Annotated in this window: 25 protein-coding genes; 16 read left to right on the top strand and 9 right to left on the bottom strand. The window is 66.3% G+C overall.

Features of this window, described 5'->3' with window-relative positions; genetic code table 11:
- Positions 1–295 precede the first annotated feature (295 nt).
- Positions 296–2,311, top strand: a complete 2,016-nt coding sequence (gene uvrB, locus ACMGT0_RS11030; RefSeq protein ID WP_054057663.1) for an excinuclease ABC subunit UvrB — start codon at positions 296–298, stop codon at positions 2,309–2,311.
- Positions 2,312–2,437: 126 nt separating this feature from the next.
- On the opposite strand, the gene ACMGT0_RS11025 is transcribed toward uvrB, so the two are convergent.
- The gene (locus tag ACMGT0_RS11025; RefSeq protein WP_416773455.1) at positions 2,438–3,247 is read right to left on the bottom strand and encodes a sulfite exporter TauE/SafE family protein; all 810 of its coding nucleotides are present in this window, start codon (positions 3,245–3,247) and stop codon (positions 2,438–2,440) included.
- Between the two features lie 108 nt (positions 3,248–3,355).
- Between ACMGT0_RS11025 and ACMGT0_RS11020 the strand changes: the two genes are divergently transcribed.
- Both ACMGT0_RS11020 and ACMGT0_RS11015 read left to right on the top strand, forming a co-directional pair.
- Positions 3,356–4,111 (top strand): AraC family transcriptional regulator, encoded by a 756-nt coding sequence (locus ACMGT0_RS11020; protein WP_054063844.1) that lies wholly within the window; start codon positions 3,356–3,358, stop codon positions 4,109–4,111.
- A gap of 84 nt (positions 4,112–4,195) precedes the next feature.
- Complete coding sequence (locus ACMGT0_RS11015) at positions 4,196–5,164, top strand: hypothetical protein (RefSeq protein ID WP_416772566.1); 969 nt, start codon at positions 4,196–4,198, stop codon at positions 5,162–5,164.
- 5 nt (positions 5,165–5,169) lie between these two features.
- On the opposite strand, the gene ACMGT0_RS11010 is transcribed toward ACMGT0_RS11015, so the two are convergent.
- Both ACMGT0_RS11010 and ACMGT0_RS11005 read right to left on the bottom strand, forming a co-directional pair.
- Complete coding sequence (locus tag ACMGT0_RS11010; RefSeq protein ID WP_416772565.1) at positions 5,170–5,745, bottom strand: hypothetical protein; 576 nt, start codon at positions 5,743–5,745, stop codon at positions 5,170–5,172.
- A 190-nt stretch (positions 5,746–5,935) separates the two neighbouring features.
- Entirely contained in the window at positions 5,936–6,928 is a 993-nt protein-coding gene (locus ACMGT0_RS11005; protein WP_416772564.1) for a diaminopimelate epimerase, read from the bottom strand.
- Positions 6,929–7,086: 158 nt separating this feature from the next.
- On the opposite strand from ACMGT0_RS11005, the gene ACMGT0_RS11000 reads away from it, so the two are divergent.
- Positions 7,087–7,734: a carboxymuconolactone decarboxylase family protein gene (locus ACMGT0_RS11000; protein ID WP_054063846.1), complete on the top strand. Its 648-nt coding sequence runs from the start codon at positions 7,087–7,089 to the stop codon at positions 7,732–7,734.
- A gap of 22 nt (positions 7,735–7,756) precedes the next feature.
- Here ACMGT0_RS11000 and gudD read toward each other — a convergent pair whose 3' ends face one another.
- Complete coding sequence (gene gudD, locus ACMGT0_RS10995) at positions 7,757–9,109, bottom strand: glucarate dehydratase (RefSeq protein ID WP_416772563.1); 1,353 nt, start codon at positions 9,107–9,109, stop codon at positions 7,757–7,759.
- A gap of 46 nt (positions 9,110–9,155) precedes the next feature.
- Positions 9,156–10,511, bottom strand: coding sequence for an MFS transporter (locus ACMGT0_RS10990; RefSeq protein ID WP_416772561.1), 1,356 nt, complete (start codon positions 10,509–10,511; stop codon positions 9,156–9,158).
- Between the two features lie 350 nt (positions 10,512–10,861).
- On the opposite strand from ACMGT0_RS10990, the gene ACMGT0_RS10985 reads away from it, so the two are divergent.
- Positions 10,862–11,578: a FadR/GntR family transcriptional regulator gene (locus ACMGT0_RS10985; protein ID WP_054063848.1), complete on the top strand. Its 717-nt coding sequence runs from the start codon at positions 10,862–10,864 to the stop codon at positions 11,576–11,578.
- Between the two features lie 4 nt (positions 11,579–11,582).
- Here the strand turns inward: ACMGT0_RS10985 and ACMGT0_RS10980 are convergent, their stop codons facing one another.
- Positions 11,583–12,029 carry a winged helix-turn-helix transcriptional regulator gene (locus tag ACMGT0_RS10980; RefSeq protein WP_416772559.1) on the bottom strand — a complete coding sequence of 149 codons (447 nt, stop codon included), beginning with the start codon at positions 12,027–12,029 and terminating at the stop codon, positions 11,583–11,585.
- A 101-nt stretch (positions 12,030–12,130) separates the two neighbouring features.
- Between ACMGT0_RS10980 and ACMGT0_RS10975 the strand changes: the two genes are divergently transcribed.
- Positions 12,131–13,333 carry an MFS transporter gene (locus ACMGT0_RS10975; protein WP_416772557.1) on the top strand — a complete coding sequence of 401 codons (1,203 nt, stop codon included), beginning with the start codon at positions 12,131–12,133 and terminating at the stop codon, positions 13,331–13,333.
- A gap of 2 nt (positions 13,334–13,335) precedes the next feature.
- Here the strand turns inward: ACMGT0_RS10975 and ACMGT0_RS10970 are convergent, their stop codons facing one another.
- Positions 13,336–13,875 carry a cytochrome b gene (locus ACMGT0_RS10970; RefSeq protein ID WP_054061563.1) on the bottom strand — a complete coding sequence of 180 codons (540 nt, stop codon included), beginning with the start codon at positions 13,873–13,875 and terminating at the stop codon, positions 13,336–13,338.
- Complete coding sequence (locus ACMGT0_RS10965) at positions 13,872–14,951, bottom strand: catalase family peroxidase (RefSeq protein ID WP_416772555.1); 1,080 nt, start codon at positions 14,949–14,951, stop codon at positions 13,872–13,874. Before ACMGT0_RS10965 ends, ACMGT0_RS10970 begins: the two co-directional genes overlap by 4 nt.
- Before the next feature lie 185 nt (positions 14,952–15,136).
- Here ACMGT0_RS10965 and ACMGT0_RS10960 point away from each other — a divergent pair, with 185 nt between their 5' ends.
- Positions 15,137–15,643 (top strand): RNA polymerase sigma factor, encoded by a 507-nt coding sequence (locus ACMGT0_RS10960; protein ID WP_416772553.1) that lies wholly within the window; start codon positions 15,137–15,139, stop codon positions 15,641–15,643.
- Entirely contained in the window at positions 15,640–16,389 is a 750-nt protein-coding gene (locus tag ACMGT0_RS10955; RefSeq protein ID WP_054063852.1) for an anti-sigma factor family protein, read from the top strand. The genes ACMGT0_RS10960 and ACMGT0_RS10955 overlap by 4 nt, the downstream gene beginning before the upstream one ends.
- Before the next feature lie 168 nt (positions 16,390–16,557).
- Here the strand turns inward: ACMGT0_RS10955 and ACMGT0_RS10950 are convergent, their stop codons facing one another.
- Positions 16,558–17,394 carry an IclR family transcriptional regulator gene (locus ACMGT0_RS10950; protein WP_054061314.1) on the bottom strand — a complete coding sequence of 279 codons (837 nt, stop codon included), beginning with the start codon at positions 17,392–17,394 and terminating at the stop codon, positions 16,558–16,560.
- Between the two features lie 245 nt (positions 17,395–17,639).
- Here ACMGT0_RS10950 and ACMGT0_RS10945 point away from each other — a divergent pair, with 245 nt between their 5' ends.
- The 8 genes from ACMGT0_RS10945 to zapE all read left to right on the top strand — a co-directional run bounded on the left by ACMGT0_RS10945 (position 17,640) and on the right by zapE (position 25,627).
- Positions 17,640–18,668 (top strand): ABC transporter ATP-binding protein, encoded by a 1,029-nt coding sequence (locus ACMGT0_RS10945; protein ID WP_416772550.1) that lies wholly within the window; start codon positions 17,640–17,642, stop codon positions 18,666–18,668.
- Entirely contained in the window at positions 18,665–19,540 is an 876-nt protein-coding gene (locus tag ACMGT0_RS10940; protein ID WP_054061316.1) for an ABC transporter permease, read from the top strand. Before ACMGT0_RS10945 ends, ACMGT0_RS10940 begins: the two co-directional genes overlap by 4 nt.
- Positions 19,541–20,335 (top strand): ABC transporter permease, encoded by a 795-nt coding sequence (locus ACMGT0_RS10935; protein WP_054063854.1) that lies wholly within the window; start codon positions 19,541–19,543, stop codon positions 20,333–20,335.
- A gap of 7 nt (positions 20,336–20,342) precedes the next feature.
- Entirely contained in the window at positions 20,343–20,633 is a 291-nt protein-coding gene (locus tag ACMGT0_RS10930; RefSeq protein WP_054063855.1) for a (2Fe-2S)-binding protein, read from the top strand.
- Entirely contained in the window at positions 20,630–21,985 is a 1,356-nt protein-coding gene (locus ACMGT0_RS10925) for an FAD-dependent oxidoreductase (RefSeq protein ID WP_416772548.1), read from the top strand. The genes ACMGT0_RS10930 and ACMGT0_RS10925 overlap by 4 nt, the downstream gene beginning before the upstream one ends.
- A complete protein-coding gene (locus ACMGT0_RS10920) occupies positions 21,982–23,097 on the top strand; it encodes an NAD(P)/FAD-dependent oxidoreductase (protein ID WP_416772547.1) in 1,116 nt (371 codons plus the stop codon). The genes ACMGT0_RS10925 and ACMGT0_RS10920 overlap by 4 nt, the downstream gene beginning before the upstream one ends.
- 33 nt (positions 23,098–23,130) lie before the next feature.
- Entirely contained in the window at positions 23,131–24,183 is a 1,053-nt protein-coding gene (locus tag ACMGT0_RS10915; protein ID WP_054057401.1) for an ABC transporter substrate-binding protein, read from the top strand.
- A gap of 319 nt (positions 24,184–24,502) precedes the next feature.
- The gene (gene zapE, locus ACMGT0_RS10910) at positions 24,503–25,627 is read left to right on the top strand and encodes a cell division protein ZapE (RefSeq protein ID WP_416772545.1); all 1,125 of its coding nucleotides are present in this window, start codon (positions 24,503–24,505) and stop codon (positions 25,625–25,627) included.
- Positions 25,628–25,687: the final 60 nt, after the last annotated feature.

The following is a 25,687-nucleotide window of genomic DNA, read 5'->3' as shown; positions in this document are numbered from 1 at the left end:
GCTCCAGCCGATTGCACTAGAGCGGTGCACAAACGGGGAGCTAGTATAGAGGCCATCACCGGCGACGGCGACCGGCTATTGTCGGATTCCGACAAGTTTTTTGGATTTATTTTACGCCCGACAGTCGAAATGTAACCCGACGTCCGACAGACGCCTGCCTTGAAAGCGATCGGACGAAACACCATTTCCAGGCTTATGATGCCTTTTTCCGCGACATGCCGTCGTGGACGATCCTTTTCGTCGCTGCGCGGCCTGCCGGGCAGCAGTGCCGGCGCGGCACATCAAGAGGTACGTTATGTCCCAATTCCAGCTCGTCACCCGCTTCCAGCCCGCCGGCGACCAGCCCGAGGCGATCCGCCAGATGGTCCAGGGCATCGAGGCCGGCCTGGCCCACCAGACCCTGCTCGGGGTGACCGGCTCGGGCAAGACCTTCAGCATCGCCAACGTGATCGCCCAGGTCCAGCGCCCCACCCTGGTGCTGGCACCGAACAAGACCCTGGCCGCGCAGTTGTACGGCGAATTCAAGACATTCTTCCCGAACAACGCCGTCGAATACTTCGTTTCCTACTACGACTACTACCAGCCGGAAGCCTACGTCCCCTCCTCCGATACCTTCATCGAGAAGGATGCGTCGATCAACGACCATATCGAGCAGATGCGCCTGTCGGCGACCAAGGCCCTGCTCGAACGCAAGGACGCCATCATCGTCACCACGGTGTCCTGCATCTACGGCCTGGGCAGCCCGGAAACCTACCTGAAGATGGTCCTGCACGTGGACCGCGGCGACAAGCTCGACCAGCGCGCCCTGCTGCGCCGCCTGGCCGACCTGCAATACACCCGCAACGACATGGACTTCGCCCGGGCGACCTTCCGCGTGCGCGGCGACGTGATCGACATCTACCCGGCCGAATCCGACCTGGAGGCGATCCGCGTCGAGCTGTTCGACGACGAGGTGGAAAGCCTGTCGGCCTTCGACCCGCTGACCGGCGAGGTGATCCGCAAGCTGCCGCGCTTCACCTTCTACCCCAAGAGCCACTATGTGACGCCGCGGGAAACCCTGCTCGAAGCCGTCGAGGGGATCAAGCAGGAACTGCAGGAACGCCTCGAATACCTGCGCAACAGCAACAAGCTGGTGGAGGCCCAGCGCCTGGAGCAGCGCACCCGCTTCGACCTGGAGATGATCCTCGAACTGGGCTACTGCAACGGCATCGAAAACTACTCGCGCTACCTCTCCGGACGCGAAGCCGGCGCCCCGCCGCCGACCCTCTACGACTACCTGCCGCCGGATGCGCTGCTGGTGATCGACGAATCCCACGTCAGCGTTCCGCAGGTCGGCGCCATGTACAAGGGCGACCGCTCACGCAAGGAAACCCTGGTGGAATACGGCTTCCGCCTGCCGTCGGCGCTGGACAACCGGCCGATGCGCTTCGACGAGTGGGAGGCGGTGAGCCCGCAGACCATTTTCGTCTCCGCCACCCCCGGCAACTACGAGGCCGAGCACGCCGGCCAGGTGGTCGAGCAGGTGGTACGCCCCACCGGGCTGGTGGACCCACAGGTGGAGGTGCGCCCGGCACTGACCCAGGTCGACGACCTGCTCTCGGAGATCAACAAGCGCGTGGCCCTGGAAGAGCGCGTGCTGGTCACCACCCTGACCAAGCGCATGGCCGAGGACCTCACCGACTACCTCGCCGACCACGGTATCCGGGTGCGCTACCTGCACTCGGACATCGACACCGTGGAGCGGGTGGAAATCATCCGCGACCTGCGCCTGGGCACCTTCGACGTGCTGGTGGGTATCAACCTGCTGCGCGAAGGCCTGGACATGCCGGAAGTGTCGCTGGTGGCGATTCTCGACGCGGACAAGGAAGGCTTCCTGCGCTCCGAGCGGTCGCTGATCCAGACCATCGGCCGCGCCGCGCGCAACCTCAATGGCAAGGCGATTCTCTACGCCGACAACGTCACCGGCTCCATGCAGCGGGCGATCGGCGAGACCGAACGGCGTCGTGACAAGCAGATCGCCTTCAACGAGGCCAACGGCATCACCCCCAAGGGCGTGGTCAAGGACGTCGCCGATATCATGGAAGGCGCCACCGTGCCCGGCTCGCGCAGCAAGAAGCGCAAGGGCATGGCCAAGGCTGCCGAGGAAAACGCCCGCTACGAAAACGAACTGCGTTCGCCGAGCGAGATCAGCAAGCGCATTCGCCAGCTGGAAGAAAAGATGTACCAACTGGCCCGCGACCTGGAGTTCGAGGCGGCGGCGCAGATGCGCGACGAAATCGCCAAGCTGCGTGAGCGCCTGTTGAACGTGTAGCCCTCGATCCCTGATCGCTCCCACGCTCTGCGTGGGAGCACAGCCCGTGACGCTCTGCGTCACCAGAGCGGATGCGGAGCGACCCGCAGGGGCTTGCCCGCGAACAGCCTCACGCTCGGCGCCTCGTCAGCCGAGCACCATCGCCAGCAGCACCAGCCCCAGCAAGCCGATGTAGAACCCTGCATGCAGCCGGTCCGGGATACGCCCGATCAGGGGCGTCGCCAGGCGCATGCCGAGCAGCGAGCCGAGGATCAGCAGGGCGAATGCCGGAAGGTTCACGTACCCGGCGAACCAGGGCCCCAACCCCAGGGGATGGACCCCGGCCAGGAGCACGTAGGTCAACGTCCCGACCACCGCCACCGGCACGCTCAACGGATTGGCCATGGCCGTGGCCAGCGTCATGCTCAGGCCGCTGCGCCTCAGCAACGGCACGGTCATGACGCTGCCGCCCACCCCGAGCAAGGTCGCCACGCTACCGATCAAGACGCCACCCAGCACCGTCACGCCAGGCGTCAATGGCCTAACCGGACGGGTCGCCTCCGCCCGGATGAAACCTTGCCGCGCCAGGCAGTCAAGCAAGGTCAATCCCAGGTAGACGATGAAGGCCCAGCGCAGCACCTCACTGCTGAGCCAACTGGCCAGCACCGCCCCCAGTACCGCGCCCAGGCCGATGAAGCCGGCGAACGGCCAGATCCACTCCCCGCGCAGATTGCCGGCACGCCGGTGCTTGCCGGTGGCGATCAGCGCATTGACGATCATCACGCAGGTCGAGGTCGCCACCGCGATCTGCATCGCCGCCCCGCTGACAGCCGGGTCCGGGCTGTCACGCAGGGCCCGGTACACCAGCGGTACCACCACGAAACCACCACCGAAACCGAACAGCACGCTGGTCACGCCGGCCAACCCGCCCAACAACGCCAACAGCCCGTAAAGCATCATGTCAGGTCCTTTGAGGAACGAAGCCCGCATATTGCTTCGCCAGGGCTTGGCGCGCCTGCGCAAGTCAGCCAATATCATTCGTGATTCGGCCAGACCGCCATCCCCATGCTCAATAGCCCACTCGCCCTGTACGACCACCTGCCCCGGGCGGTGATCGCCATCGGCACCGACTATCCCCGGGGCCACCTGCTGGCCCGCCATCAGCACCGGCGGGCGCAATTGCTCTACGGCGCCAGCGGGGTGATGCATGTGCTGACCGACGACGGCAACTGGATCGTGCCACCGCAGCGGGCGGTCTGGATTCCTCCTCAGGTGCCGCACCAGGTGCTGATGCTCGGCGTCAGCACCCGCAGCCTGTACATCGAGCCCGCTGCGGTCGCGACGATGAGTGCCAGTTGCCAGGTGCTGGAGGTCTCGCCGCTGCTGCGCCAACTGCTGCTGGCCGCCGTCGAGATGCCGGTGGAGTACGCCGAACAGGGCCGCGACGGGGCCCTGGTCAGCCTGTTGCTGCATGAACTGGCCGCCGCCGGCAGCCTGCCGCTGCATATCCCCCTGCCCCAGGACCCGCGCCTGCTGCCGCTGTGCCAGGCCTTCGTCGAACAGCCGGATATCCGCCAGTCGCCCGAGGCCTGGGCGGCGCGGTTGCATATGAGCCTGCGCAGTTTCGGCCGGCTGTTCCACGGCCAGACCGCCCTGAGCTTTTCCCAGTGGCGCCAGCGGGTCTGCGTGGTCCTGGCCCTGGCGCGACTGGCCGAAGGTGAAGCGGTGACGCGCATTGCCCTGGATTTCGGCTACCAGAGCCCGGCAGCGTTCTCGACCATGTTTCGTCGCACCCTGGGCCGGGCGCCCACCGACTACTGAAACGGCAACGGGCCGGACCGACAGGTACACGACGCCAGAATGCCTGTGATATTAATGACCTACCGCGCCGCCGATGGACCGAGCATGAAATTCGACAAAGCCTACTGCGTCAGCCTCGACGAGAAACTGACAATCTACGATGTCCGCGACCTGAACTTCGACGAGACCGTACCCTTCGATTCGGACACGGAAATCTTCCAGTGCCCCAACGATGCCTGCCGCAACGCCTTCGACCGCAGCAACCACCTGACCACCTTCAATGCCCGTCGGGTGCGCTTCAAGCGCACCCCGCACTTCAAGAACACGCCCAGTACCCGGCACCTGGCGGACTGCCCCTACCTCAGCCCGGAAACCGCACCCGACCTGCTCGACCCGGACCAGGCGCCGGACGGGATCGAAGGCGAGCAGAATTTCCCGGTGGAGTTGCTGCTGAGCCGTCGCGTCTACACCCGCAAGCCCAACACGCCAGCCGACTCCGCCCACCCGGAGCCGAAGGAGGCAACCCGCCCGGCGGGCGACAGCAGCGCCACCAGCACGCCCAGGGCGACACCGAATCGCACCAGCGTGTTCGCCCACCCGGTGGAATGCTTCGTCTCCAACTTCGCCAACAAGGATCTGCTCAAGCGCATGCCGCTGACCATTGGCGAGCTGAGCCTGAACTACAACGCCTTCTTCAAGCGGGTCGAGTATTGCCAGGATCGCAAGGGGCTGATCTACTGGGGCAGGATCAAGGAGATCAAGGACTACAGGAGCAGCTTCAGCGTGGTCTTCGACAAGCCGGTCTGGGCCGACCGCAAGCGCTATTCGGTGAACGTCTACCTGAGCAAGAGCCTGATCGAAAACTACCGCCAGCGCACGGCGTTCCTCGAGGAGATCAAGAGTGTGATCGACCAGGCCGATGACCTGTACTGCTTTTTCTACGGGGTGACGCCGGAGCTGAAACAGGTGCCGAGCAAGAAGAACCCGGAGCAGACCTTCAGCGTGTTCAGCTGTGAAATCGAGAACCTGGATCACTTCCTGATTCGCGAAGCGTCAGCCCTCGATACGCCTTGACCGGATCACTCGGCCGCCGTGGCCCGGGTGACCGTGGCACCGGCCCACTGGTAGGTCTTGTGGGCCGCGCAACGGCTGTCGCTGGCCTTGGAGCGGTCGAAGATGAACTCGAAGGTCACCGCCCCCTGGTAGTCGGTGCGCACGATGCGGTTGACGTCCAGCAGATGCCAGTTGCCATCCTGCTTGAGCGAATCCGGCGAGTGATAGACGTCGTTGCCCCTGACCACACCCTGGCGATTGAGCGTGTCCAGATGGAAATTGATATTGGCCTTGTTGCCACCGCCCTCGCCCCCGCTGCGCACGATGCGGTATCTCACCGTACTGACATCGAAATAGGCCGAGCTGCCGGCGGAGGCGAAGGCCACCCTGGCCTCCAGCTCGCCCCGGAAACGCCCGACCGAGCAGGAGAAATAGTCGGTGCGGATTCCGCCCAGCACCTCCGCGGGACTCGGCTCGACACCGTCGGGGGCGGTGGAGGACGCCGCCAGTTGCTCGCCGTTCGCCTGCCCACCCTGGGCCACCGCCGCAAACATCAGCCCCGCACACAACAACGTACCGCATAAACCTCTGAGCGCTTTCATCGCAAATTCCATTTGATCGGGTTGAGAATCCGGGCCCGTTCTTGTGACCCGGTCCGGGAACGGCCGTTATCGGCCGGCGATCCCGTCGATTCATCAAGCCAAAAAGCGCCCGGGGCGGACAAGGGTGCAACGCCCCGGTGGCGAGAGAGGGGAATCCGAACAACACGTCAGCGGTGTTTGGTCGGGACGATCAGACCTGGCGCCGGGCCGTGCCGAACAGGTGCACGCCCTGCAGTTCGCCGCCCTGTTCCAGCAGGCGGATCGGCGCGGTACCGCCCGGCATTTCGACCCGAACCTCGCCCGCGGCGACCCAACCGACCCTCCAGGCCGCACAGGCCACCGCACTGGCGCTGGTGCCCGAGGACGCGGTCGGCCCCTCGCCGCGCTCGAACACCCGCGCCTGCAGGTGCCCCGGCGCCACGAGCATCGCCCACTGCAGGTTGACCCCGGCCGGGCACGGCTCGCCCGCCCCCACCGGTGGCGCAAAGGCAATCGCGGTCAAGCCCTGCTCCAGCGCCGCCTCCAGCATCTGTGGGTTGCTCGGCAATGCCGAGAGCTGCTCCACCAGGGTCACGCAATGGGGATTGCCGACCCGCACGAACTGGCTGCGCTGCCAGGCCTCGTTCAAGCGCGCCAGGGGCGCGACATGGCTCAGTTGACGGCCATTCAACCCGGCCTCCCCGGTGCCGCAGGCAGCGACTGCCGCGGGGCCGAATTCCGGTTTGCCCAGCGCCAGCCAGAAGCCCGGCTGGCCCTCCACCTGCGCCGGTTCCACCGCCGTCGCGACAGGAGACGAACCGCCCGGCTGATCGTGATGGACCCGCAACAGGCTGCTGCCTTCGGCCGCCAGCAGACCCTGCTCGCTCAATGCCTGGGAAAAGATCGTCAGGCCGTTGCCACTGCGCTCGGCCAGGGTGCCGTCGGTATTGACGATCAGCAGATCGAACGGCGCCGCGCACTGGAACGGCCCGACCAGCAAACCGTCGGAGCGATGGTGCTTGCCTCCCCGTCCCGGCTCCTGCCCCGCCCAGCCGCACAGCGCTTGCACCGCCGCAACCGACCAGTCGCGCCGATGCAACGCCGCCCGGGCGGCATCCGCCGGTACGTCGAGCCCCAGTACGCGCAACTCCTCAGGGCTCGCCACCGCATAGATGTTCCCGCGTGCATCATAAAACGTCGCCATGGTCCCGCTCCGGCAAAACCCTCACTTTAGCCGCGATCCCCGTGGGGAAAAACACCCGGGCGTTAGCATTTTCCAGCGGATTGGCTAGGCTGCCAGCTGTCGATGTCCTGCTGTCGTCGACGCGCGAAGGATTCCCCGGATCGCCAATAGGAGACAGCATGAACGACAAAGCCCCCATGGCCGAGCTCTACTGCGAAGGCCGCAAGCAATTCATCGACCTGGTGCCCAACGGCGGCGCCCGCCTGGATGCGCTGTTCCACACCACGCCCGCTCTCGGCGAGCTGGCGGTCGGCGTGGTCTACGGCCACCTGCACCAGCGCCCCGGCCTCGATCCCCGACTGCGGGAGGCCGCGACCTTCGCCGCCATCGTCGCGGCGGGGATGGTCGGCCCGCCCCTGAGTGTACACTTCAAGACCGGCCTGGCCTCGGGGCTGGCCCCGGGCGAATACACCGAACTGCTGTTGCAGGCCTCGGCCTTCACCGGCTTTCCCAGGGCCGTGGCCACCGCCGACAGGCTCAACCAGCTGTTCGCCGAGGAAGGCATGACTTCACCACCCGCGCCGGCGCCACGCGCGGTGGTGCTGGAATTCTGCGACGCGGTGCGGGACAACCGCGAGCACTTTCCGGTCTCGCCACAGATACGCGCGCTACTGCGCCCACCCCACCAGTTGCAGGTCACCGCCACGGCGGCGGACCAGGTGCTGGTGGAGAGTTATCAGAAAGGTCATCCGCTGCCACGGGGCCTGCTGCTGGTGCGCGTCGACGGCGAGCGGATCGTCGCCGTGACGCTGTTCGACCCCGTATAGGGGCCTGTGTGGCCACTAGCAGTCAGCGCACCAGGCAGGGACGCTTGTTGTCGAACGACCAGCCGGGGATCAGGCACTGCATGGCCACGCTGTCGTCCCGGGCGCCAAGGCCCATGTGGCGGTAACACTCATGGGCGCGGGCCACCGCGTCCATGTCCAGCTCGATCCCCAACCCCGGCTTCTGCGGCACCTGGATGAAGCCGTCGACGATCTGCAACGGCTCGCGGGTCAGGCCCTGGCCGTCCTGCCAGATCCAGTGGGTGTCGATGGCGGTGATCTCGCCCGGCGCCGCCGCGGCGACATGGGTGAACATCGCCAGGGAAATGTCGAAGTGGTTGTTGGAGTGCGAGCCCCAGGTCAGGCCCCACTCATGACACATCTGTGCGACCCGTACCGAGCCCTGCAGGGTCCAGAAATGCGGGTCGGCCAGCGGGATGTCGACGGCGTGCAACTGGATCGCATGGCCCATTTCACGCCAGTCGGTGGCGATCATGTTGGTCGCCGTCGGCAGGCCGGTGGCCCGGCGGAACTCGGCCATGACTTCGCGCCCCGAATAGCCGTTTTCCGCACCGCAAGGGTCCTCGGCATAGGCCAGCACCCGATGCTGGTCGCGACACAGGGCAATCGCCTCCCTGAGCGACCAGGCGCCATTCGGATCGAGGGTGATGCGGGCCTCGGGGAAGCGCTCGGCCAGGGCCGTCACCGCTTCCATCTCGCGAGCGCCCTCGAGCACGCCGCCCTTGAGCTTGAAGTCGTTGAAACCGTAGCGCGCCTGGGCAGCCTCGGCCAGGCGGACGATCGCCTCCGGGGTCATCGCCTGCTCGTGGCGCAGGCGGAACCAGGCGTCCTCGGCCTCGGCCTCATTGCGGTAGGCCAGGTTGGTGCGCTGCCGGTCGCCGATGTAGAACAGGTAGCCGAGCACCTTGACCGCTTCCCGCTGCTGCCCCTCGCCGAGCAGCGCCGCCACCGGTACGCCGAGGAACTGGCCGAGCAGGTCGAGCAGCGCCGCCTCCAGGGCGGTGACCGCATGGATGGTGATGCGCAGGTCGAAGGTCTGCAGCCCGCGGCCACCGGCATCACGCTCGGCAAAAGTCTGGCGGACCTGGTTGAGCAGCTTCTGGTAGTTGCCGATGGACTGGCCCAGCAGCAGGCCGCGGGCGTCCTCCAGGGTCGCGCGGATCCGCTCGCCGCCGGGCACCTCGCCGACGCCGGTGCGGCCGCTGCTGTCGGTGATGATGACGAGATTGCGGGTGAAGAACGGGCCGTGGGCGCCACTGAGGTTGAGCAGCATGCTGTCGTGGCCGGCCACCGGGATGACCTGGAAGCCGCTGATGACCGGGGTCTGGCCGGCAGTGCCGAGCGTCTGTGCATTCATGATGGGTACCTGTCTGGCGAAACTGTCGTTTCGAAAAAAGTGTCGTTCAGTGGGATTCGTTCAGGGCCGGGCCGATGCTGCCCGGCACGCCCTGCCCGGGTTTGGGCCGAGTGCGGGCAAAGAACACCAGGATCGCCGCGATCACCGAGGTCGCCGCCAGGCCGTAGAGGCCGCCCTGGATCGAACCGGTGTTCTGCTCCAGCAGGCCGAAGGTGGCCGGTGCGACGAAGCCGCCGAGGTTGCCGGTGGAATTGATCAGGGCAATCACCGCCGCCGCGATCCGCGCATCCAGGTAGGCCTGGGGGATCGGCCAGAACAGCGACGAGGCGGACTTGAAGCCGATGGCGGCGAAACACACCGCGACGAAGGCGAACACCGGCCCGCCGGTGGTCGACATGAACATCCCGGCCGCCGCCACCAGCAGCGCCGTGGCAACCCAGGCCTGCTGGTGCTTCCACTTGCCCGAGGCCGCCGCGAAGGCATACATGGCGATGATCGAGATCAGCCACGGAATGGAGTTGAGCAGCCCCACCTGCAAATCGCTGAGCGCACCCATTTTCTTGATGATGCTCGGCAGCCAGAAGGTCGCCGCGTAAATGGTCAGTTGAATGCAGAAGTACAGCAGGCAGAACAGCAGGATCTGCCGGTCCTTGAGCAGGCTCCAGGTCGACGGCCTGATCGGCATCGACGCCTCGCGGGCCCGCTGCTCCTCGTCGATCGCCTGCACCAGCGCCTCCTGCTCGGCACGGCCCAGCCATCTGGCGTCGCGTGGCGCGGAGTCGAGCCAGAACCAGGTGAAACCACAGAGCACCACCGAGGCCATTCCCTCGATGATGAACATCCACTGCCAGCCGTGCCAGCCCAGGCCTTCGACCTGCAGCAGGGCGCCGGACAGCGGACCGGAGATCAGCGAGGCCAGCGCCGAGCCGCTGAGAAAGATTGCGATGGCCTTGCCCCGCTCCACCCCCGGCAGCCAGCGGGTGAAGTAGTAGATCACCCCGGGAAAGAACCCGGCCTCGGCGATCCCGAGCAGGAAACGCAGGATGTAGAAATGGGTTTCGTTCTGGACGAAGGCCATGGCCGTGGCGACCACGCCCCAGCTGAACATGATGCGGGTCAGCCAGAGCCGTGCGCCGACCTTCTGCAGGAGCAGGTTGGAAGGCACCTCGAACAGCGCGTAACCGATGAAGAACAGCCCGGCACCGAAGCCATAGGCGGCGGCACCGATGCCCAGGTCATGCTCCAGATGCGTGCGCACGAAGCCGATGTTGACCCGGTCGATGTAGTTGACGATGAACATGATGACGAACAGCGGCAGGACATGGCGCTTGACCTTCGCCACGGCGACGGCCAGCAGTGAATCGTGTGCCGCTGACGCGGACGGATCGAGGGTGTGGTTCACGACGGTCTCCCACGGATTATTGTTGTGTGCGGGGTGCTGGCCAACTCAAGCCAGTCGACAGTCATCATACGAGTAGAAAAATCTGCTAACAAGCACTTCGATGTTGTGGCACGCCCTCAACGCTCAGGAAAACGCTCGGAATAAAAATCTAATTAGTTGTTTTATAACAACTAATTTCCAATAAATATATTTTCTCTGGTGAGCCTTTTCATTTGAACCGGACGGGACTGACCCGGCCTTCACGGGAAAAACACCTGAAAGACCGAACTTGTCATACATGTATCGCCGCCACTCACACCACTTGTCGTACGAGTGTTAAGCTTTCCCCCTCACACCCCCACGATACGACCATGAGCACTGACAGCGATCTCCCCACCGCGCGCCGCAAGCGCACGCCCAACCTGGCCACCGACCTGGTCAATCACCTGACTCAGCGGATACGCCTGGGCGAGTTGAAACCGGGCGAAAAGCTGCCGTCGGAAAGCGCGATCATTCGCGAGCACAAGGTCAGTCGCACAGTGGTGCGCGAGGCGATCTCCAAGCTGCAGGCCGCGGGCTGGGTCGAGACCCACCACGGCGTCGGCAGTTTCGTGCTGGAACGCGAGGAGGGCCACGGCCTGCGCCTGAGCGCCGACACGGCCATGAGCGTGCGGGGCCTTCTCGAATTGCGCCTGGGCCTGGAAACCCAGGCCGTCGCCCTGGCGGCCCGCCGACGCACCGATGAACAGCTGCGGCAGATGCGCGCGGCGCTGGACGAGTACCAGAGCCTGCTGGCCAACAACGACAGTTGCGTACCCGCCGACCAGCGCTTCCACCTGCTGATCGCCGAAGCCACCGGCAACCCGTATTTCGTCGAGATCCTGCTGCATCTGGGCAACTCGATGATCCCGCGGACCCGGGTGCACGCAGCCGAACGCGGCAATGCCGACCTGCAGGCCCTGGGCCGCTTGGCCAATCAGGAACACGAGGCGATTCTCGCCGCGATTCGCCGCCAGGATGCCGATGCGGCACGGGCGGCGATGTGGACGCACCTGAGCAACAGCCAGGAGCGTTTCGCCGGCGATTAGACGGTCAGACGGCCGGGATTCGCCGGCAGTCGCCCGGCCCGAGCAGGCGACCGTCCTCGGCGCGCAGTTCCAGCGGCCTGAGCGGCAACCCCTGCTCGCGGTCGACCATGACCGAGTGCGGCTCCTGCGGCCCATAGCAATGCGCCTCGCCCCACTGGCGCAAACCGATGATCAGGTTGAACAGACCCCGGCCCTTTTCCGTCAACACGTACTCCTGGTACGCGCTGCCATCCGACGCCGGAACGATGTCCAGCACCCCCAGCCCGACCAGGCTCTTCAAGCGCGTGGCAAGAATGTTGCGCGCCAGCCCGAGGTTGCGCTGAAACTCGCCGAAGCGGCGAAGGCCGTCGAACGCATCCCGAATGATCAGCAACGACCAGCCATCGCCAATGGCCGCCACCGAGCGGGCCACCGGGCATTCGGCGGCTTCCAGGCTGGAACGTTTGACCATGGCAAGGGACTCCGGCAGAAAAATGTGGTTGCAATGTAAAACCAGCCTCTCTAGGGTACAAGTAGTTTTAAATTGAAACCACCTACTCGAGGAGCCTTGCCATGACGCTTGAAGCCCCGGCCAGCACCGATATCGCGCAGACCGGCAGCCGACTGTCCAGGGTCACAGTGCTGCTGTTCGCCGTCGCCTGCGGACTGTCGGTAGGCAATGTGTACTACGCCCAGCCCCTGCTGGATGCCATGGCCGATACCTTCGCCATGGATCACGCCACGGTCGGCATCGTGGTCAGCCTGAGCCAGGTCGGCTACGGCCTGGGCCTGCTGTTGCTGGTGCCACTGGGCGACCTGTTGAACCGCCGACGGCTGATCGTCGGCCAGATGCTGCTGTCGGTGCTGGCCCTGCTGCTCGCGGCCCTGGCCCCCGACAGTGCCTGGCTGTTGCTGGGCATGAGCCTGATCGGCCTGCTGGCGGTGGTGACCCAGACCCTGGTGGCCTATGCGGCACAACTGGCGGCGCCAGGCGAGCGCGGCCAGGTCGTCGGCAGCGTCACCAGTGGCATCGTCGTCGGCCTGCTGCTGGCCCGCACCGTCGCCGGGGGCATGGCCGACCTGGCCGGCTGGCGTTCGGTCTACCTGTTGTCGGCGCTGCTGACCCTGCTGATGGCCGTGGCACTCTGGCAGGTGCTGCCCCGGCATGAGCCACCCAAGCCGCGCCAGGGCTACGGCGCGCTGATCGTCTCGCTGCTCGGGCTGTTCCGCGAGGAAAAGGTCCTGCGCGACCGGGCGGTGCTGGCCATGCTGATCTTTGCCGCCGGAACCGTGCTGTGGACTCCGTTGGTACTGCCCCTGAGTGCACCGCCGCTATCGTTATCGCATACCGGGATCGGCCTGTTCGGCCTGGCCGGTGCGGCCAGCGCGCTGGGGGCGGCGCGCGCCGGGCATTGGGCGGATCGTGGCCGGGCGCAGTGGGTCAGCGGCCTGGCGCTGACGATGATGCTGCTGTCCTGGTTGCCGATCGCCTTTACCCAATCGTCGCTCTGGGCCCTGCTGCTCGGCGTGGTCACCCTCGACCTGGGCCTGCAGGCGGTGCATGTGACCAGCCAGGCGCTGATCTACAGCGTCCGACCCCAGGCGCAGAGTCGGCTGGCGGCGGGCTACATGCTGTTCTATTCGGTGGGGAGTGCCAGCGGTGCCGTGGGGGCCACGGCGATGTATGCCTGGGGCGGGTGGCCGGGCGTCTGCCTGTTGGGGGCCGCGATCAGTGCCACGGCCCTGGTGTATTGGGGGTGGTCCGTGAGGGAGTGAACTCAGTCCTTGCCCCGCAGCATACTCTCCAGTACCCCATCCCGGCGGATCCAGCCATGGAACAGTGCCGCCGCCAGGTGCATCAGCACCGTCAGGAACAGCAGGTAGGCCAGGTAGCCGTGGGCCTTGCGCAACCAGGCAAAGGTCGCGGCATCCGCCGACAACAGTGCCGGCAGGCGGATCGAACTGCTCAGCATCACCGGATCACCCGCCGCGCCAATCATCGCCCACCCCAGCAACGGCAGCACCAGCATCAGCGCATACAGCAGCACATGGGAGAGCTTCGCCGCCAGCACCTGCCACCCCGGCAGATCCGCCGGCAGCGCCGGCTGCCGCGTGCCGAAGCGCACGGCAAGCCGTACGATCGCCAGTACCAGAATCGCAATCCCCAACGGCTTGTGCAGGTGGATCAGCCACTCGTGCCGTGCCGACACCGAGGCCACCATCCCGGCGCCGATGAACAGCATCGCCAGGATCATCAGCGCCATCAGCCAGTGCAGCAGGCGCGCCAGGGGAACGAAATGTTTCAACGGGGCGCTCATGGACGGGACTCCTGTTGGGCGTGAGTGGCGGGCATCTGGCCGACTTCGCTGGTGCGACGCAGGTAGGAACTGGAATACGCCGCCGAACGCGCCGCCAGCAGCGGGTCGGCCGAGGCCTCGATACCGCTGGGCAGGACCAGCGGGTCGTAGTTGATGTCACGGCAATCGCCGCTGTCCTGCGGTTGCGTGCTCTCCAGCACCAGGGTGCCGGCGTTGAGCACCTTGTGCTCGCCGGTCCAGGCCTTGCTCGCATCGTCGATCGGGTCGCCGGGGTTGGCCAGGGTGATGCGCAGCTCCCATTTCAGCGGACCGGCCGCCAGACGCTGTACCAGATCCTTTTCCAGGAAGTCGGCAGCGGCCGGCGCCACCGCGCCGGGGGTGTCCTGACTCAACGGCACATAGCCCCAGCGTACCGCCTGGCGCTGGCCCGCGGCATTGACCAGGTAGAAGGCGTTCAGCGCGTTGTAACTCTCGGTGGCATAGCTGGCCGAAGGCTTGGCGGTCTTGACCCATTGCAGGAACGGACCGGTTTCCGGATGCGCGGCAAAGAACGCCGCCAGCGCCGCCGGGTTCGGCTTGCCGGTCGCCGGGTCCGGCGCGGAAGCCTTGAGCTGCTCGTAGAAGGCTTGCGGCGTACTCACCGGGAATACCGGCATGCTGTTCATCCCGCTGCGCCATTGCTGGCCGTTGGCGAGAATGAAGCGCAGCCCCAGACTGCGGATCGGCACGCTGCTGTCCGCGGCGTAGGGGTTACCCCCCGGCAGGGCGAAACGCCCTTCCACCGGCACGCTGCCTTCGGCGAAGACCTTGGCGATGGAGTACGGACGGGCTTCAGCGCTGCTTTCGAAGTAGCCCGCGACGCAGACGCCCTTGGCGTGGTTGCGCCGCAGCCCCGGATAGTGGCCGCTGTTGTCCTCCAGCGTATCGACGATGCGCGCGGGCGTCAGGCGTTGCGGATCGAGCCGGCCACCGACATAGCCGAGGGCGCCGGCCAGCGCCGCCACGACCACGGCGATACCGGCCAGACGCAAGACCTTGCTCGTACCGCTCAGTGGCGGCGGGGTGTGATCTACCATGAAAAACTCCAGGGCCCTGGGCGGCCACACGGTTGGGGAGCGAGTAGGACGCAGGTCGTCAGGGGTTATTCCCGGGCGTCGATAATTTATTTCGATCAATATTTTTCCGCTGGCTGGAATAACCTTCAGGCACGGACGTCTTCCTGCATCCAGCGTAGTGACTGACCAGAACCCTGCAGGTTTCCATGAACGATCTCGACGAACAGCTACGTGAACTGATCCCGCGCATGCGGCGCTTCGCCGTGTCCCTGACCGGCAACCCGAGCAGCGCCGACGACCTGGTCCAGGCCAGCCTGGAGCGGGCCCTGTCCAGCTGGGGCAGGAAACGCCCGGACGGCGACCTGCGCGCCTGGCTGTTCTCGATCCTCTACCGGCAGTTCCTCGACGCCCACCGGCGCCAGCGCCGTTATGCGCGAATGCTGGAATTCTTCACCGGCCGCGACGACAGCGAACCTTCGGCGGAACGCACGGTGATGGCACAATCGACCCTGGCCTCCTTCGAACGCCTGCCGGTGGAACAGCGCGCGCTGTTGCTGTGGGTCTCGGTGGAAGGCCTGAGCTACAAGGAAGTCGCCGAGATCCTCGACGTCCCCCTCGGTACCGTGATGTCGCGCCTGTCCCGCGCCCGCCAGGCGCTGCGCCAGCTCAGCGACGGCGAAATCGCCAGCCCTTCCCTGCGGATACTCAAATGATCAGCATGCCTCCCAGCGAACGCGACCTGCACGCCTATGTCGACCATCAGCTCAGCGATGCCGACCGGCAACGGATGGACACCTACCTCGCCAGCCACCCGGACCTGGCCCGCCAGGTCCGCGACTGGCAGCGCGATGCCCAGCACCTGCGCGCCGCCCTGGGGGCGACCCTGCGGATGCCGGCCAACCCCGACCTGGACCCGGTCGCCATCCGCCAGCGCCGCCGTGACCGCTCCCGGCGCCACCTGGCCAGCGCCGCGGTGCTGCTGATCGCGGTGAGCCTCGGTGGCGTGAGTGGCTGGCAGGCCCGCCAACTGACCTTGCCGACCCCGTTGCCCATGGCCGACGCGATGCAGGCCTACCGGATGTTCGCCACCCAGGACATCCTGCCGGCGGACTTCAAGGTCGACGGCAACGGCGACCTGCAGGGCTGGCTCGACCGCTACTTCAGCCGAGCCAATCGCCTGCCGAACCTGGCCGACGCCGGATTCAAGCCGGTCAGCGCACGGCTGCTGAGCACCGAGCAGGGCGCGGCGGCGATGGTCCTCTACCAAGACCCGCAAGGCCGGCGGATCACCTACTACATGCGCCCGCCAGGGCCGCAGAATCACCTGCTCGAACGGGGTCACCGCCGGGACGGCGAATTGCAGGCCGAGTACTGGTCCGGACCCGGCTACAACTACGCCATGGTGGCACCGGCCGATACGCCGGTGGCACAGGTGTTGCGGCAGGCCACGCCGTTCTAGAAAGTCGTGCTCCGGGGTGAACCGTTCGCGGATAAATCCTGCTCCCACAGGGCCAGCGTCTTTCGCAGGATTCATGCACGGCGCAAGCACTTGTGGGAGCCGGATTCACCGATGCGTCGGACCGCCGCGAAACGCTCTTGAAGTCAGCACAGAAACCAGCGGAAGCCGCTATTCCGGGGTACCGAAAATCTGCGAAGGCCTGCGCAACAGCGGGTCGAACGGATTGATCCGCGGTCCGATAGCCGCCGCCTCGCGCTTGAGCAGCTCCACCACCGTCGGCAAACGGTCCGGCCCGAGACGGTCGCTGATGGTCGCCACGCTCAACGCCGCGACCGCCCGCCCATCGCGATCGAGAATCGGCACCGCCACCCCCGCCATGCCCTGCAAGACACCGGTGTTGCGCCCGGCATAGCCGAGCTTGCGCACGCTCTCGACTTCCGAGCGCAGGAACACTTCGTCGTACAGGTGAAAATCCCGCAGCCGCGGCAGGTTGTAGCGGATCACCGTTTCCCGCTCGTCTTCCGGCAGGAACGCCAGGATCGCCAGGCTGCCCTGCCCCACGCCCAGGGCCACCCGGCCACCGATGTCGCCGGTGAAGGTACGGATCGGGAACGGCCCCTCGCTGCGATCCAGGCAGATCGCATCGAAACCGCTGCGCGCCAGCAGGAACAGCGAATCGCCGAGCGAAGCGGACAGCCGCAACAGCGCCGGGCGCACCAGTTCGCGCAGGTTGCCACTGCGCCCGGCACGGGCCGCCAGGGCAAAGAACTCCAGGCTCAGGCGATAGCGCTTGCTGCGCGCGTCCTGCTCGACCATGCCCTCGTCCATCAGGCTGCGCAGGAGCCGATGGGTGGTCGGCTGGGACAGGCCGATGCGTTCGGCCAGTTGCGTGACCCGCTCGCCCTCTTCCGGCGAGTCACCCAGACTGCGCAACACCGCAAACAGTCGGGAGACCGCACCGACTCCGACTTCATTCGATTTTTCATTCCGATCAGTGGAATTCATATGGATATTTCTCACCTAAAAATCTACTGAATGAATGAAACTGAAAATAATCATTCTTTCAGTGAAATTCACTCTTTCCCACATCCTAGGCTTCGTCCTACTCTGCGTCCACAAGGGGCGATTCGAACAACATCGGTAGCCGACAGACGTCGAGCACCACGCACCCACGCAATGCCCTTTCGTCTCTGCCCATGACAAGAAACGTGCGCCTCGCCGCGCACACCAACCAAAGGTGGAACGCAGTTATGGCCTTTCTACGACTTGAAGGCGTTTGCAAGCGCTATGGCGCCCTCGAAGCGGTGGTCGCCACCAACCTGGCGGTGGAAAAGGGCGAGTTCGTCTCGCTGCTGGGCCCCTCCGGTTGCGGCAAGACCACGACCTTGCAGATGGTCGCCGGCTTCGTCGAGGTCAGCGCCGGGCGGATCCTGCTCGACGACCGCGACATCACCCATGCCAAGCCCAGCAGCCGCGGCCTGGGCGTGGTGTTCCAGAGCTATGCGCTGTTTCCCCACATGACCGTCCAGGACAACGTCGCCTTCGGCCTGCGCATGCGCAAGGTACCGGCCGCCGACGTACAACGGCGAGTGGCGACGGTGCTGCAACTGGTGCGCCTTCACCGGCATGCCGAACGCTACCCCCGCGAGTTGTCCGGCGGCCAACGCCAGCGCGTCGCCCTGGCCCGCGCACTGGTGATCGAACCGCCGGTGCTTTTGCTCGACGAACCCCTGTCGAACCTCGACGCCAACCTGCGCGAGGAAATGCAGTTCGAGATTCGCCGTATCCAGCGCGAGGTCGGCATCACCACCCTGATGGTCACCCACGATCAGGCCGAGGCACTGTCGATCAGCGACCGGGTGGTGGTGATGCAGGCCGGCCGTATCACCCAGGTCGACGAGCCCTACCGCCTCTATGAACACCCGCGTACCCGCTTCATCTCCGGCTTCGTCGGCAAGGCCAACCTGTTGCCGGGCGACCGTGACGCCAGCGGCTGTCCGCAGGTCCGGCAACTACCCGGAGAAGGCTCGCTGACCCTCAGCCTGCGGCCGGAAAAGATCGACCTGCTGGCCGCCGGCTGCGGGCGCCTGCAGGGGCGGATCCGCACGCGCTTTTTCCTTGGCAGCCAGTGGCTGTACCGGGTCGAGACCGCCCTGGGCGAGCTCAGCGTGGTTCGCCGCAACGACGGCTCGCCCCCCCTGGAGGAAGGCGGCCCGGTCGGCCTGGACTGGCCCGGCGAACTGCTGCGGGTCCTGGACACCGACGAGGTGTTGGCATGAGCCTGCTGGCGCGGATGCGCCAGGGCCGGCATGGCTACCTGCTGTCGGCACCGGCCCTGGCCCTGTATGTCGGCCTGCTGGTTCTGCCGCTGGGATTGACCGCCGTGCTGTCGCTCAACGTCTTCGACTACCAGAGCGGCGTGCGCAGCGACGCCTACACCCTGGAGCACTACGGCGCGCTGTTCAGCGATCCCTACTTCTACGAGATCTTCCTGCGCACCTTCTGGATCAGCGGCCTGACCACCCTGCTCTGCGTGCTGATCGGCGTCCCCGAAGCCTACATCCTCAGCCGCATGGGCCGTCCGTGGCGCTCGATCTTCCTGATCCTGATCCTCACGCCACTGCTGATCTCGGTGGTGGTGCGGGCCTTCGGCTGGAGCCTGCTGCTGGGCGCCGACGGCCTGGTCAACCAGAGCCTGCAGGCCATTGGCCTGGCCCCGATGAAGCTGCTCTACACGCCGTTCGCGGTGGTGATCGCGCTGGTCCATGTGATGCTGCCGTTCATGATCATCCCGGTCTGGACCTCGTTGCAGAAGCTCGACCCGTCCGCCGAACAGGCCGCGCTGTCCCTCGGCGCCAGCCACGCCAAGGTGATGCGCCTGGTGGTGCTGCCGCAGGTCATGCCCGGCGTGCTGTCCGGCACGCTGATCGTGTTCGGCCTGTCCGCCAGCTCTTTCGCGATTCCCGGCCTGCTCGGCGGACGCCGGCTGAAGATGGTCGCGACGCTGGTCTACGACCAGTACCTGTCGGAACTCAACTGGCCGATGGGCGCGGCGATCGCGGTGACGCTGCTGCTGCTCAACCTGCTGATCATGCTGTCGTGGAACCGCATGATCGAACGTCGCTACAAGAAATCCCTGGGGGCCGCGTAAATGTCCAGAAACGGCCCGTTGGCCCTGCTGTTCCACAGCCTGATCGTGGTGTTCATGCTCGCTCCGCTGGTGGTGGTGTGCCTGGTGGCCTTCACCCCGGAAAACACCCTGAGCCTGCCGACCACGGATTTTTCCCTGCGCTGGTTCCGCGCCGTGTTCGAGCGTGCGGACTTCGTCCAGGCGTTCTACAACAGCCTGCTGCTGGCCTTCAGCGCCGCCAGCCTGGCGACGGTGATCGCGGTGCCGGCCGCCCTGGCGATGACCCGTCATCAGTTCCCCGGGCGGGACTTTCTCAATGGCCTGTTGCTCTCGCCGATCATCATTCCGCACCTGGTGCTCGGCGTGGCGCTGCTGCGGCTGTTCGCCCTGATGGGGGTCAATGGCAGCTTCAGCTGGCTGATCCTGGCTCACGTGCTGGTGATCACCCCCTATGTGCTGCGCCTGGTGCTGGCCGCCGCCATCGGCCTGGACCGCAGCGCCGAGCAGGCCGCCGAATCCCTCGGTGCCGGGCGCTTCACGCTGTTTCGCCAGATCACCCTGCCGATGATCCTGCCCGGCGTCGCCGGCGGCTGGCTGCTGGCGTTCATCAACAGTTTCGACGAGGTGACCCTGTCGATCTTCGTCACCTCCCCTGCGACCCAGACCCTGCCGGTGCGCATGTACGTGTACGCCACCGAATCCATCGACCCGATGATGGCGGCGGTGTCGGCCCTGGTGATCGCGCTCACGGCATTGACGATGATTCTGCTCGACCGGGTCTACGGCCTCGATCGGGTCCTGGTAGGCAAACAATGAGGCCGCTATGGCGCTGCTGAAACGACTGGCCGAGGCACAACGCCCGGCCCTGGACTTCACCCTCGACGGCCAGCCGGCCCGCGGCCTGCAGGGCGATACCCTGCTGACCGCGCTGCTCACCGCCGGCGAGCACCTGCGCCACAGCGACTTCGGCGGCGAACCCCGGGCCGGCTTCTGCCTGATGGGCGCCTGCCAGGACTGCTGGGTCCGGCTGGCCGATGGGCGCCGGGTCCGCGCCTGCTCGACGATGCTCGAAGCCGGGCAACAGGTGAATCGCGAAGGGAGGTCGAAAGCATGAAACCCGTGCTGATCGTCGGTGCCGGTCCGGCCGGGATTCGCGCCGCCCAGACCCTGGTCGAACATGGCCTGCGACCGATTCTGCTGGATGAATCGCCACGGGGTGGCGGGCAGATCTACCGGCGCCAGCCGGAAAACTTCCGCCGTTCGCCCGGACAACTGTATGGCTTCGAGGCCGGCAAGGCCGAAGCCATCCACCAGGCCCTCGATGAGCTGCGCGAACAGCTCGACTATCGCCCCGACACCCTGGTGTGGAACGCCGAACACGGCGGTCTCGACACACTGCACCAAGGCCGCGCCGAACACCTCGAATACGCGGCGGTGATCGTTGCCACCGGTGCCACCGACCGCGTGCTGCCGGTACCCGGCTGGACCTTGCCGGGCGTCTACAGCCTGGGCGCGGCGCAGATCGCCCTGAAATTCCAGGGCTGCGCCATCGGCGAACGGGTGGTCTTCGCCGGCAGCGGCCCCCTGCTCTACCTGGTGGCCTATCAATACGCCAAGGCCGGGGCGAAGGTCGTCGCGGTGCTCGACAGCTCACCCTTCGCCGCACAATGCCAGGCCCTGCCGGGGCTGCTCAGGCAACCGCTGACCCTCGCCAAGGGCCTGTACTACCGGGGCTGGCTGAGCGCCCACGGCATTGCCGTGCACCAGGCCGCGCAACTGCAACGGATCGATGGCGAACAGCGGGTAGGCGGGCTGAGCTGGCGCCAGGGCGAGCAGTCGCACGCCCTCGACTGCGACGCCGTGGCCTTCGCCCATGGCCTGCGCAGCGAAACCCAACTGGCCGACCTGCTGGGGTGCCGGTTCAGTTGGAATCCCCTGAACCGCAGTTGGCTGCCGGAACGCGACCGCGCCGGGCGCAGCAGCGTGGCCGGGATCTACCTGGCTGGCGACGGTGCCGGCATCATGGGCGCCGACGCCGCGGAAATCGCCGGCGAACGGGCCGCCCTGGCACTGCTGGAAGACCAGGGCTACAGCGTCGACCCCGACCGTACCGCCGACCTGGAAAACCGCCTGGAACGCATCGGCCAGTTCCGTACAGGCCTGGAGAACGCCTTCCCCTTTCCCGAACACTGGGCCCGCCAGGCGCCGGACGAGCTGATGCTCTGCCGCTGCGAGGAAGTGCGGGTCGGCGAGGTACGCACGGTGGTTCGCGAAGGGCACTGGGAGATCAACCGGGTCAAGGCCCACTGCCGGGTCGGCATGGGCCGCTGCCAGGGCCGCATCTGCGGTGCGGCGGCGGCGGAGATCATTGCCTGCGAGAGCGGCCGGCCCCTGGAGGCCATCGGCCGTCTGCGGGCCCAGGCACCGATCAAGCCACTGCCGTTCGGGCTGGAGGTGGCGCCATGATCGAAGTCGAGGTGGCCATCCTGGGCGGTGGTATCGTCGGTTCCTCGGCCGCGCTGGCGCTCAGGCGCCAGGGGCGCAGCGTGGCCCTGCTGGAGCGGGATTTCTGCGGCAGTCATTCCAGCGGCGTGAACTATGGCGGGGTACGTCGCCAGGGCCGCCCGCTGTCGCAGTTGCCCTTGTCCCAGCGCGCCCACGAGATCTGGAGCCGCCTGCCCGAACTGATCGGCATCGATGGCGAATACCAGCGCTCCGGCCATCTCAAGCTGGCCCGCAGCACGGCCGACCTGGCCGCCCTGCAGGCCTACGCCGACAGCAGCCAGGGTTTCGGCCTCGACCTGCAGATACTCGATCGCGCGCAACTGCATCGGCGTTTTCCCTGGGTCGGGCAGATCGCCGAGGGCGCCTCGTTCTGCCCCGACGACGGTCACGCCAACCCGCGCCTGGTGTCGCCGGCCTTCGCCCGGGCCGCACGCCAGCTCGGGGCGACCGTGCTGGAGCAGAGCGAGGTCAGCCGGGTCGAACACGATGGCCGGCGCTTTATCCTGCACACCGGCCATGGCCAGGAAATCCGCTGCGCCTGGCTGCTCAACTGCGCCGGCGCCTGGGCCGGCAGCCTCGCCGCGAAGTTTGGCGAGCCGGTGCCGATTCACGCCGGCCACCCGGCCATGCTGGTGACCGAACCGTTGCCGCTGGTGATGGATGCCAGCACCGGCGTCGAGGGTGGCGGCATCTATGCCCGCCAGGTCAGCCGCGGCAACTGCGTGCTGGGCGGCGGCCAGGGTTTTGCCCTCGACAGCGCCCGGGCCCGACCGGGCCAGCAGGCGGTCCTGGAAATACTCCGCCAGGCCGTCGAACTCTACCCGTTTCTCGAAGGTGCCCAGGCGATCCGCACCTGGAGCGGCACCGAGGGCTACCTGCCCGATCGCCAGCCGGTGATCGGCCCGAGTTCGACCCAGCCCGGTCTGCTGCACGCCTTCGGTTTTGCCGGGGCGGGCTTCCAGATCGGCCCGGCGGTGGGCGAAGTGCTCGCCGAACTGGTCTGCCAGGGCCAGTCCTCGACGCCGATCGAGGCCTTTTCCATCCACCGTTTCCACGCCATTCCCGCCGCTTGAGCGGGCCGTCAGAACCCAGAGGAAGATCGCGCCATGAACCATGCCCCACGCAATGCCCTGATCGGTTTGTCCTGCCTGCCGCTCGCCGCCCTGCTCCTCGCCACGCCGGCCCAGGCGGAGCCGACGCTGTACCTGGGCATGAACGGCGGGACCATGGAACGGCTGTACGCCGACAAGGTACTGCCGCCCTTCGAAAAGGCCAACAACGTCAAGGTGGTGATCGTGCCCGGCACCTCCGCCGACATCCTCGCCAAGGTCCAGGCGAGCAAGGACAACCCGCAACTGCACGTGATCTTTCTCGATGACGGGATCATGTACCGGGCGATCTCCATGGGCCTGTGCAGCAAGCTGCAGGACAACCCGACCCTGGCGCAGATTCCGGCCAAGGGCCGGATCAAGGACGAAGCGGTGGCGGTCAGCCTGGGCGTGACGGGGCTGGCCTACAACACCCGCCTGTTCAAGGCAAAGGGCTGGGCCGCCCCCACCTCGTGGATGGACATGGCCGACAGCAGATACAAGGACAAGCTGGTGTTCCAGTCGATGTCCTCCTCGACGTTCGGCCTGCACGGTTTCCTGATGTTCAACCGGCTCCAGGGCGGCAACGAGACCAATGTAGACCCGGGCTTCAAGGCCTGGCCGACGAGCGTGGGGCGCAACGTGCTGGAGTACATTCCCAGCTCGGCCAAGCTGTCGGAGATGGTCCAGACCGACGAGGCCGCGCTGTTCCCGCTGACGCCGACCCAGGTCACCGCGCTCAAGCTCAAGGGCATCCCGGTGGAGTACGCGCAGCCCAAGGAAGGCGCGGTGGTGCTGAACGTCGCCGAATGTGCGATTGCCAACAACAACCAGCCGGAGCTGGCGCAGAAGCTCGCCGAGTTCCTGCTGACGCCCGAGGCCCAGGCGGCGGCGCTGGAGGATGGCGACCAGATCCCGTCCAACCCCAATACCCCGACCAGCGAGCGCACCCGTGGCCAGGTCGAGGCGATGAAGCAGTACCTGGAAACCGCCGTGGCGATCGACTGGGATCAGGTCAACCTGCTGCGTCCGGAGTGGAACGCCCGCTGGAACCGCAGCATCGAACGCTAGAATCGTCGGGGCCCGCCGATGCCGCCCCGGCAGGTCGGGGATGCCGGGGCGGGCAATATCGTGCCGGGCCCCGCGTTCACCGCGTAACGTGCAGAACAAACGAGATAGCCATATGCCGGCGCTGTTTTCCGCGCCCGCCGGCACAGGGCATTCGTCGCCCCGGCAGCCATTCCCTTTAGAGATTGCTGGCCGCCCCATTTTCTATTGGTAGAATCGCGGCAGTCCCCGGCAACATGGCACTGCACCACCCAAGTTGCAGCGTTGCCCGGGAGACCAGCACCGCAACGCTCGGAATCTTCACGCAAGGGGACTTTCTCCGTTGGCCGCCACACCTCCTCACCGCCCAGGCAGCAAATCACGCTGGCCGGCACTGCGCCGTCTCTTCGGCAAGACGGCGCCGGGCAAGGCTGGCGTTGCCAAGCCACACCACGATGTCCATGAATACTTCCGGCGCAAGGCCAGCCACCAGGGCTATACCCTGAGCCACAGCCAGCAGCGGGTCATCGAACGCATGGCGCAACAGGCCACGACCCTGTTACAGGGCGCTCCCTCGCAGTTGCGCAGCCTGTACCTGCACGGTGCCGTTGGCCGGGGCAAGAGTTGGCTGCTGGACGGTTTCTTCCAGGCGGTGCCGGTCGCCGAGAAACAGCGGCTGCACTTCCATGATTTCTTCGCCCGCCTGCACCAGGGCATGTTCAGCCATCGCGAAAACCCGGATGCCCTGGGCGCCACCCTGGATGAACTGCTCGTCGACTGCCGGCTGCTGTGCTTCGACGAGTTCCATGTCCATGACATCGGCGACGCCATGCTGATCACCCGGCTGTTCAAGGCCCTGTTCCAACGCCAGGTGCTGCTGGTGGTGACATCCAACTACCCGCCCGAGGGGCTGCTGCCCAATCCGCTCTATCACGCGCGGTTCAAGCCGGTCATCGACCTGATCAACGCACGCATGGAGGTGATGGAGGTTGGCGGCCCCCACGACTATCGCAGCCAGTCGCGCAGCCACACGCAGCAGCAGTTCACCCATGGCCAGTACATCTGGCCCGGCAGCGCCGAGCAGCGCCAGGCTTTGTGCTTGCCGGAACGGGGTGTGCCGGCAAGCCCGCTGACGGTCGGTGCGCGGCAACTCAAGGTGCGCCAGACCCACGACCGCTGCGTGCGCTTCGAGTTTGCCGACCTGTGCGAAGAGCCGACAGCGGTGATGGACTATCTGGAACTGTGCCGACGCTTCGACAACTGGATCATCGACGAACTGCCCAGCCTGGAAGACTGCCCGATCGCCAGCCAGCAACGCTTCATCAACCTGATCGACGTGCTCTACGACCAGGACAAGCGCCTGCAACTGATCGGCGCCCGGCCCCTGCGCGACAGCCTGGGTGGCAACGCCATCGACCTGGCGCGCACCCGCAGCCGACTGGGGCAACTGGTGGAGGTCGGCCCCTGAGCGCGACAACGAGCAAGGTCGCGCCCGGACGGCTATGATGGCGGCCTTTTTCGATGATCG

This window comes from Pseudomonas sp. RHF3.3-3, assembly GCF_048069595.1.
GTDB classification, from domain to species: Bacteria; Pseudomonadota; Gammaproteobacteria; order Pseudomonadales; family Pseudomonadaceae; genus Aquipseudomonas; species Aquipseudomonas fuscovaginae_B.
The sequence above is the reverse complement of the archived record's forward strand: the minus strand, read 5'-3'. Positions and strand labels throughout refer to the sequence as shown.